This window comes from Aureimonas ureilytica DSM 18598 = NBRC 106430, from assembly GCF_000382705.1.
GTDB lineage: Bacteria > Pseudomonadota > Alphaproteobacteria > Rhizobiales > Rhizobiaceae > Aureimonas > Aureimonas ureilytica.
Genome location: NZ_ARQE01000002.1, coordinates 709,506 through 717,952 on the forward strand (window position 1 = coordinate 709,506; position 8,447 = coordinate 717,952).

The 8,447-nt window shown below is 66.3% G+C and carries 9 protein-coding genes and 1 tRNA gene; 9 read left to right on the plus strand and 1 reads right to left on the minus strand.

What is annotated here, in order from left to right; translation table 11 throughout:
• Positions 1–66 precede the first annotated feature (66 nt).
• The 4 genes from B146_RS25305 (at position 67) to B146_RS28935 (ending at position 4,891) form a co-directional block, all read left to right on the plus strand.
• The gene (locus tag B146_RS25305; protein WP_019995755.1) at positions 67–1,704 is read left to right on the plus strand and encodes an FGGY-family carbohydrate kinase; all 1,638 of its coding nucleotides are present in this window, start codon (positions 67–69) and stop codon (positions 1,702–1,704) included.
• Positions 1,704–3,215 carry a glycerol-3-phosphate dehydrogenase gene (locus B146_RS0107225; RefSeq protein ID WP_026358417.1) on the plus strand — a complete coding sequence of 504 codons (1,512 nt, stop codon included), beginning with the start codon at positions 1,704–1,706 and terminating at the stop codon, positions 3,213–3,215. The genes B146_RS25305 and B146_RS0107225 overlap by 1 nt, the downstream gene beginning before the upstream one ends.
• Before the next feature lie 69 nt (positions 3,216–3,284).
• Positions 3,285–4,217, plus strand: a complete 933-nt coding sequence (locus B146_RS0107230) for a sugar phosphate isomerase/epimerase family protein (RefSeq protein ID WP_019995757.1) — start codon at positions 3,285–3,287, stop codon at positions 4,215–4,217.
• Positions 4,218–4,537: 320 nt separating this feature from the next.
• Positions 4,538–4,891 carry a hypothetical protein gene (locus B146_RS28935; protein ID WP_155897395.1) on the plus strand — a complete coding sequence of 118 codons (354 nt, stop codon included), beginning with the start codon at positions 4,538–4,540 and terminating at the stop codon, positions 4,889–4,891.
• Positions 4,892–4,994: 103 nt separating this feature from the next.
• Here B146_RS28935 and B146_RS0107240 read toward each other — a convergent pair.
• A tRNA-Leu gene (locus B146_RS0107240) sits at positions 4,995–5,079 on the minus strand.
• Positions 5,080–5,296: 217 nt separating this feature from the next.
• On the opposite strand from B146_RS0107240, the gene lipB reads away from it, so the two are divergent.
• From lipB to B146_RS28270, 5 genes are all read left to right on the plus strand, one after another.
• Entirely contained in the window at positions 5,297–6,046 is a 750-nt protein-coding gene (gene lipB / locus B146_RS0107245; protein WP_019995759.1) for a lipoyl(octanoyl) transferase LipB, read from the plus strand.
• Positions 6,043–6,504, plus strand: a complete 462-nt coding sequence (locus tag B146_RS0107250; RefSeq protein WP_019995760.1) for a YaiI/YqxD family protein — start codon at positions 6,043–6,045, stop codon at positions 6,502–6,504. The genes lipB and B146_RS0107250 overlap by 4 nt, the downstream gene beginning before the upstream one ends.
• A gap of 82 nt (positions 6,505–6,586) precedes the next feature.
• Complete coding sequence (locus B146_RS0107255) at positions 6,587–7,411, plus strand: cytochrome b/b6 domain-containing protein (RefSeq protein WP_019995761.1); 825 nt, start codon at positions 6,587–6,589, stop codon at positions 7,409–7,411.
• On the plus strand, positions 7,408–8,187 hold the full coding sequence (locus B146_RS0107260) for a molybdopterin-binding protein (RefSeq protein WP_019995762.1): 780 nt from the start codon (positions 7,408–7,410) through the stop codon (positions 8,185–8,187). Before B146_RS0107255 ends, B146_RS0107260 begins: the two co-directional genes overlap by 4 nt.
• 91 nt (positions 8,188–8,278) lie before the next feature.
• Positions 8,279–8,447, plus strand: a 169-nt coding sequence (locus B146_RS28270) for a helix-turn-helix domain-containing protein (protein WP_155897396.1), incomplete at its 3' end; no start/stop codon positions are given.

Consider the following 8,447-nt stretch of genomic DNA (forward strand, 5'->3'; position numbering starts at 1 on the left):
TTCGGATGCAGGTTTCGACCATTCGAAAGGGATGGGCGCGGCAGAAGCGAGCGGCCGGAGCCCGTCATGACTGAGTCTCGGGACATTCTGATCGGCATCGACGCCGGCACGTCCGTGATCAAGGCCGTGGCCTTCGATCTCGGCGGCCGGCAGATCGCCGTCGCCTCGGTTCTGAACCACTACACGATCGGCCGCGACGGCTCGGCGCGCCAGTCGCTCGCGCAGACCTGGGACGATTGCGCCCGCGCGCTGCGCGATCTCGGCGCGAAGGTGGACGGGCTCGCCCGGCGCACCGCCGCGCTCGCCGTGACCGCGCAGGGCGACGGGACCTGGCTCGTCGGCGCCGGCAACCGGCCCGTGACCGACGCCTGGCTCTGGCTGGATGCCCGCGCCGCGCCGAGCGTGCGCCGGCTCGTGCGCTCGCCCCTCGAGCGCCAGCGCTTCGAGCGCACCGGCACGGGGCTGAACACCTGCCAGCAGGGCGCGCAGATGGCGCATATGGACGCCACCTCGCCCGAGCTGCTCGACGGCGCGCAAGTCGCGCTCCATTGCAAGGACTGGCTCTATCTCAACCTGACCGGCGTCCGCGCGACGGACCCGTCCGAGGCGAGCTTCACCTTCGGCGATTTTCGCACGAGGGCTTACGACGACACGGTGATCGAATCGCTCGGCCTCACCCATCGCCGCTCGCTCCTGCCTGAGATCGTCGAGGGGACGCAGACGACGCATCCCCTGTCCGAGGAGGCCGCGAGCGCGACGGGGCTTCTCGCCGGAACGCCGGTGAGCCTTGGCTATGTCGACATGGTGATGACGGCGCTCGGCGCGGGCGTTCATGCCGGCGGCGCGCCGGCCGCCTGCTCGACGGTCGGCTCGACCGGCGTCCACACGCGCGCGGTTCCGGCGACGGACGTGATGCTGAACGCGGAAGGCACGGGCTATGTGATCGCGCTGCCGATTCCCGGCATCGTGACGCAGGTCCAGACCAACATGGCCGCGACGCTCAATATCGACTGGGCGCTGCGCATGGCGGGCGATCTTCTGGCCGAGATGGGCTGCGAGACGAGCCATGCCGATCTCGTCGGGCGCATCGAGGGCTGGATGGAGCGGAGCCAGCCGGGCGCCCTTCTCTACCACCCCTATATTTCCGACACCGGCGAGCGCGGCCCCTTCGTGAACGCCGACGCACGCGCCGACTTCATCGGCCTGTCCGCCAATCACCGCTTCCCGGACCTTCTTCGCGCCGTCGTGGAAGGTTTGGGCCTCGCCGCGCGCGACTGCTACGCGGCGATGGGCGAGCTGCCGGGCGAGTTGCGCCTCACTGGCGGCGCGGCGCGCTCGAAAGCCCTGCGCGCGGTTCTCTCGGCCTGCGTCGAAGCGCCGGTTCGCGTCTCCGCGCGCGAAGAAGCGGGCGCGGCGGGCGCGGCGATGATGGCGGCCGTCGCGGTCGGCGCCTATCCGACCATGGACGCCTGCATCGCCGAGTGGGTGACGCCGCTTCTGGGCGAGGCAGAAGCGCCGAACGCCGATCTCGTGCGCACCTATCGAGGCCTCTTCCCGGCCTATGCCGAGGCACGCCGGGCGCTCGTTCCGGTCTGGAGCCAGCTCGCCCGAGAGCGCGAAGCGGCGTCCCTGCCCGTTCAGGCGGAACCCGAACACACAGAACAGACTCTACTCGCGGCCATTTCGGCCGAAAGGAGCGCATGATGACGGACATCCCGATGGTCGATCTCTTCGTGATCGGCGGCGGTATCAACGGCGCTGGCATAGCGCGCGACGCGGCCGGGCGCGGATTGAAGGTCATTCTCTGCGAAAAGGACGATCTGGCGCAGGGCACCTCCTCGCGTTCGGGCAAGCTCGTGCATGGCGGGCTTCGCTATCTCGAATATTACGAGTTCCGCCTCGTGCGCGAAGCGCTGATCGAGCGCGAAGTGCTTCTGAATTCGGCGAGCCACATCATCTGGCCGATGCGATTCGTGCTGCCGCACAGCCCCGACGATCGCCCGGCCTGGCTCGTTCGCCTCGGCCTGTTCCTCTACGATCACTTGGGCGGTCGCAAGAAGCTGCCGGGCACGCGTTCGCTCGATCTGCGTCGCGACCCCGAGGGCGCGCCGATCCTCGACCAGTACACCAAGGGCTTCGAGTATTCGGACTGCTGGGTGGACGATGCGCGCCTCGTGGTGCTGAACGCCGTCGGCGCGGCCGAGAAGGGCGCCGAAATCCTGACCCGCACCGCCTGCACCAGCGCGCGCCGCGAGAACGGCCATTGGCGGGTCGAGATGCGCGACGAGCGCACGGGCGCGGTGCGCACCGTTCTCGCCCGCTGCCTCATCAATGCCGGCGGCCCCTGGGTCAACGACATCGTCGGCCGCGTGGCCGGCAGCAATTCGCGCCGCAACGTGCGCCTCGTGAAGGGCAGCCACATCATCGTTCCCAAATTCTGGGACGGCGACCATGCCTATCTCGTCCAGAACCACGACAAGCGCGTCATCTTCATCAACCCCTACGAGGGCGACAAGGCGCTGATCGGCACGACCGACATTCCCTATGAAGGCCGGCCGGAAGAGGTGAAGGCCGACGAGTCGGAGGTCGAATATCTGCTGGCCGCCGTGAACCGCTACTTCAAGGAAAAGCTGCGCCGAAGCGACGTGATCGAGACCTTCTCGGGCGTGCGGCCGCTCTTCGACGACGGCCAGGGCAATCCGTCCGCCGTGACGCGCGACTACACGTTCGATCTCGATGAAACATCAGGCGCGCCCTTGCTCAACATTTTCGGCGGCAAGATCACGACCTTCCGCAAGCTGGCCGAACATGCCGTCCAGAAGGTCGGCAAGTTTTTCCCCGAGATGGGGCCGGACTGGACGGCCGAATCCAAGCTGCCGGGCGGCGAGATCGAGAATGCCGATTTCGTCGGCTTCACCGAGCGGATGCGCGAGGCCTATCCCTGGCTGCCGCGCGGCCTCCTGCACCACTACGGCCATCTCTACGGCGCGCGCATGACGAAGCTTCTGGCGGGTGCCACCTCGATGGCCGGGCTCGGGCGCCATTTCGGCGCCAAGCTCTACGAGGCCGAAGTGCGCCATGTCGTGAACAACGAATGGGCGCTCAGCGCCGAGGACGTCCTGTTCCGCCGCACCAAGCAGGGGCTGCACATGAGCCCGGCCGAGCGCGAAGCCTTCGCGCAATGGTTCGACGGCGAGCTGCTGCGCGCCGCCTGAGGGTCGCAGCGCGGCCGAGCCTCGCGCCGGCCGCGCGCCCCCGCCTCCTCCTATCCTGAGACGAGCCCCATGGCCCTGACCCTTTCCCTCAACACCAATCCCCTGGTGAACCGCTTCGCCGATCCGGACGATCTGATCGAGACCGTCGCGCGGGATCTGCGCATCCGTGACCTTCAGCTGACGCACGAGTTCATCAACCCGTCCTGGCCAGCGCCCGTCATCCGCCGCCTGACGCGGCAGATGGGCGCCGCGCTTCAGCGCACGGGCGTTCGCGTGACCTCCGGCATGACCGGCCCCTATGGCCGGCTCAACCATTTCGGCCACCCGGACCGCGACGTGCGCCGCTATTATGTCGACTGGTTCAAGACCTTCGCCGATATCACCGCCGATCTCGGCGGCCAGTCGGTCGGCACGCAGTTCGCGATCTTCACCTATCAGGACTATGACGATGCGGCGCGGCGCGAGGAGCTGATCCAGATATCCATCGACTGCTGGGCCGAGGTCGCCGAGCATGCGAAGGGCGCGGGCCTCTCCTATGTCTATTGGGAGCCCATGTCGGTCGGCCGGGAGTTCGGCCACACGATCGCCGAGACCATGGCGTTGCAGGACCGGCTGACGGCGGCCAACATGGCCGTGCCCATGTGGATGATGGCCGATATCGACCATGGCGACATCACCTCCCCCAACCCGGACGACACCGACCCCTATGCCTGGGCGCGCGCCGTGCCGAAGGTCTCGCCGATCATCCACATCAAGCAATCCACGATGGACAAGAGCGGCCATCGCCCCTTCACGGCCGAGCACAATGCCAAGGGCCGCATCCAGCCCGAGCCGCTCCTGACGGCCTTTGCGGAAGGCGGCGCGGTGGACAACGAAATCTGCCTCGAGCTCTCCTTCAAGGAGCGGGAGCCGAACGACCGGGCGGTGATTCCCGCGATCGCCGAGAGCATCGCCTTCTGGGCGCCCCATATCGACACGGGCGCGGGCGACCTCAAGATCTGACGGAACAAGGCCGGCCTCAGCGCCGGCCTTTTCTTTGCCCGTGATTCGGCAGGGAAAGGCGCGCCAAACGCGAAAAGCGCCAACACCCACTATAATCCTAAGCGCACAAGCGGTGCGCGCCTGGGTGGCTCTTTGTTCAATAATAGGATCAGCTATCCCACTCGGGCGCATACCAACGCGGCGTCGGCATGTGACAGGAAAAGGTCTCAAGGACATCATGAGCAAGCCCTCCGAAACGACGTTGATTTTCCGCCACGGTGCCAACTCGGCCAATCGGAAAAATCACTCTCCATGGGGCTTACCTTCTCCAATCCGAGAAAGTGCAGGAGCTTTTCCGCATAGGCATCGCAGGCCTGAGGGGAGGCAGTTTCCACAGCCGGCTCAGCTTTCACAGACGAAAACAAAATCCTGAAAATTGGACGACCCAGAATAGGCCTTGGAAGGCTCTATGGACGCTGGAAGTCGTAAACGGGAATGCGCAATCCATACAAATGGTCGAGCACCTGCTGTACTCAGTGTTCTCCCGCGATCACCAATTTGTCGATGGATCCGGCTTCAAGGCGAGCCCAGATCAAGCGGCGACCTTTGTCAATATGCTGATCGCACGCGAGGATGACATTGCCAAGGTTGTAGAAATACAACTCGGTCAACTTGTAAAAGTGCACAGGCTTTAAAAAGGGAGCCATAAGGCTCGATGTGCCCTTTCGAGCAGCGGACACAGGCCAGGGCCATGCAGCGATCGGGACGAGATGTCGGAGAATGTCATCGTCGGATGAATGGTGCGGTCGAGAAGACTCGAACTTCCACGGGTTGCCCCACAGCGACCTCAACGCTGCGCGTCTACCAATTCCGCCACGACCGCACGTCGTGCCCGCGCTTTCGCTCGGGGCCGGCCTTGCGACCGGTGAAGCGGCGTGTAGCAAACGCCCCCGAAGCGCACAAGCCTTTTCGCGAAAGCGCGCGGCGATTTCTTCGAAGCCCTTGATCGCACTGGCGAACGCTCTTTGCAGTTTCGTCGTGGAAGGCTAGACGTGAGCTCTGTTCGGGACATCGCTCGTCCCCTTCTCTAGGCTTCGCTCATGGACGCCCCCTCGCCTCAGCCCCGACTCGCCACGCAATCCGTCCGCTTCCTGCCGGCGGAGGGCAGCGCGCCCGTGGAATGGATCATCCGGGACGGCCTCACGCCCTATCCGGAAGCCCTCGCCTGGATGGAAGCGCGGGTGGACGCCATCGCGCGCGGCGAGGCGAGCGAAGCGGTGCTCCTCGTCGAACATCCCCCGCTCTACACGTCCGGCACCTCGGCGCAGGCCTCCGACCTTCTCCAGCCCGACCGCTTCCCGGTCTTCGCGGCGGGGCGCGGCGGCGAATACACCTATCACGGGCCGGGCCAGCGCGTGGCCTATGTGCTGCTCGACCTCAAGCGCCGCCGGCAGGACATTCGCGCCTTCGTCTCGGCGCTGGAGCATTGGGTGATCGACACGCTCGGGCAGTATCATGTGCGCGGCGAGCGGCGCGAGGATCGCGTCGGCGTCTGGGTTCCGCGCCCCGACCGCCCGCCCCTGCCCGACGGATCGCCGGCCGAGGACAAGATCGCCGCGATCGGCATCCGCCTGCGCCGCTGGGTGACGTTTCACGGCATCAGCCTCAATGTCGATCCGGACCTCACGCATTTCTCAGGCATCGTGCCCTGCGGCATTTCCGGCTACGGCGTCACCAGCCTCGTCGATCTCGGCCTGCCGGTGTCCGTGCCCGAAGTCGACAGCGTGATGCGTGCGCGCTTTGAAACCGTGTTCGGCCCGACCGTCACTCGCCCCTTCGAAGCCGCATGACGGATATCGCGCCGCTTCGCCTGCTCGTGGATGCCGATGCCTGCCCGGTGAAGGACGAGGCGCTGGAGGTCGGCGACCGTTTCGGCGCCGAAACCGTGCTCGTCTCGAATGGCGGCCTACGACCCTCGCGCTATCCCGGCGCGCGGCTCGTCACCGTCTCGGCCGGGGCGGATGCGGCCGATCACTGGATCGCGGAAGCGGCGGGCGCGCGCGACATCGTGGTGACCGCCGACATTCCGCTCGCCGCCCGCGCCCTGGAAAAGGGTGCCCTCGTCTTGCATCCGGACGGGCGCGCCTTCACGCCCGAATCCATCGGCTATGCCCTGTCCATGCGCAGCTTCAACCAGCATTTACGCGAAACCGGCGAGAGCAAGGGGCTGAACAAGAGCTTCACGCCGCAGGACCGCTCGCGCTTTCGCGCCGAGCTGGACCGGGCCCTGCGACGGCTCACCGCATAAAAATCCGCGTTGCCGGCATCCCGACGGCCCGATGCGCCGTATATGGGAGACCAGCCCTTCGCGACCGCATGGTGCCTGCCCGATGAAACTCACCGCTCCGCGCGACGGACCGATCGTCCGCCGCCACGCCCTCACCACACGCCTCACGCATTGGCTCTGGGCGCTCTGCCTTTTCTTCCTGCTCCTGTCGGGCCTGCAGATCTTCATGGCGCGGCCGGACCTTTACATCGGCCAGCAATCGGGCTTCACCTTCGACAACACGGTTCTCTCCGTTGGCGCGGCCTATCAGGACGGGCAGCTCGTCGGCGTCACGCGGCTCTTCGGCTCGACCTTCGACACGACCGGCTGGCTCGGCGCGATCGAGCGCGCCGGAACGCTTCAGCCGCAGACCTTCCCCTCCTGGATGACCGTGCCGTCCTACCGCGACCTCGCGACCGGCCGCATCGTGCATTTCTTCTTCGCCTGGCTTCTCGTCGGAACGCTTCTCGTCTGGCTGCTCGGCAGCCTGTTCAACCGGCACCTGTCGCGGGACATCCTGCCGCGTGGGCGCGACATGGCGGGCCTCGGGCGGGACGTCGCGGACCATGCCCGGCTGCGCCTCCATCACCGCCGCACCTACGGCCCGCTCCAGAAGCTCTCCTATTTCGGCGTGCTCCTCGTGGCCCTGCCGCTCATGATCGCGACGGGCCTCACCATGTCGCCCGGCATCAACGCCTATGCGCCCTGGATGCTCGATCTGTTCGGCGGGCGGCAGACGGCGCGCACGATCCATTTCGTCGTGATGCTGCTGCTCGTCCTGTTTGTCGTGGTGCATGTCGCGATGGTGCTGCTCGCCGGCCCGATCAACGAGTTGCGCTCCATGACAACCGGCCGAATGCGGATCGATCGCGAGGAGGACGTCCGATGAGCTTCAAGATCGATCGCCGCCGCTTCCTGACCGGCGCCGCAATCGCTTCGACCTCGGCGCTGGCGGGCTGCTTCGACCCGCTCCTGCAGCAGGATTCGCAGGTGCGCGGCTTTCTCGCGAAGGCCAACGACCTGACCTACCGCGCCCAGCGGCTGCTTCTGGGAAGCGACCATCTGGCGCGCGAATTCTCCGCGTCGGAAATCCGCCAGCCCATGCGCCCGAACGGCGTCACCAACCCGCAGGACGCCGATTATCTGGCCTTGGCGAACCGTGGCTTCGAGACCTACGCTCTGGAGATCGGCGGGCTCGTGGAGCGGCCGGGACGCTTTTCGCTGGCCGAGCTTCGCGCCATGCCGGCGCGCACGCAGATCACGCGGCACGACTGCGTGGAAGGCTGGAGCTGTATCGCGGCCTGGACCGGCACGCCGCTCGGGCCTCTTCTCGATCAGGTCGGCGTGAAGCCGCAGGCGCGCTATGTCGTGTTCTCCTGCTTCGACACGTTGGAAAACAGCTTCGCCGGGCCGGTGCGCTACTACGAGTCGATCGATCTTCTCGACGCGCGCCATCCGCAGACCATCCTCGCCTATGGCATGAACGGTCAGGCCCTCCCCGTCGCAAATGGCGCGCCGCTGCGCGTGCGCGTCGAGCGGCAGCTCGGCTACAAGATGGCGAAATATATCCGCGCCATCACCCTCGCCGACAGCCTCACCGCCTTCGGCGAGGGCCAGGGCGGCTATTGGGAAGATCGCGGCTACGAGTGGTTCGCGGGCATCTAGAGCGTTTCGGGTTTTATCGGAATCGACTTGTGGTTCCGATCGCGGCTGATGTGTGATTCAAGATGCTGACTGGATGGGAGGCCGGCATCGGATGACAGCACCTCTTTCGCATGATCTTCGCCAGCGGGTCGTTGGTGCGATCGAAGCCGGCGAGAGCTGCCGATCTGCGGCCACGCGGTTTGGGGTCGCGGTGTCCTCGGCGGTAAAGTGGTCGCAACGTTATCGCACGACGGGCTCGTTGGCTCCGGGCAAGATGGGCG

Bases quoted from the DNA above. Each gene is read 5' to 3' on its own strand.
- B146_RS0107250 (WP_019995760.1), top strand. From the start codon at position 6,043: ATGACGGATATCGCGCCGCTTCGCCTGCTCGTGGATGCCGATGCCTGC.
- B146_RS0107230 (WP_019995757.1), top strand. From the start codon at position 3,285: ATGGCCCTGACCCTTTCCCTCAACACCAATCCCCTGGTGAACCGCTTC.
- B146_RS0107225 (WP_026358417.1), top strand. From the start codon at position 1,704: ATGACGGACATCCCGATGGTCGATCTCTTCGTGATCGGCGGCGGTATC.
- lipB (WP_019995759.1), top strand. From the start codon at position 5,297: ATGGACGCCCCCTCGCCTCAGCCCCGACTCGCCACGCAATCCGTCCGC.
- B146_RS0107255 (WP_019995761.1), top strand. From the start codon at position 6,587: ATGAAACTCACCGCTCCGCGCGACGGACCGATCGTCCGCCGCCACGCC.
- B146_RS0107260 (WP_019995762.1), top strand. From the start codon at position 7,408: ATGAGCTTCAAGATCGATCGCCGCCGCTTCCTGACCGGCGCCGCAATC.
- B146_RS25305 (WP_019995755.1), top strand. From the start codon at position 67: ATGACTGAGTCTCGGGACATTCTGATCGGCATCGACGCCGGCACGTCC.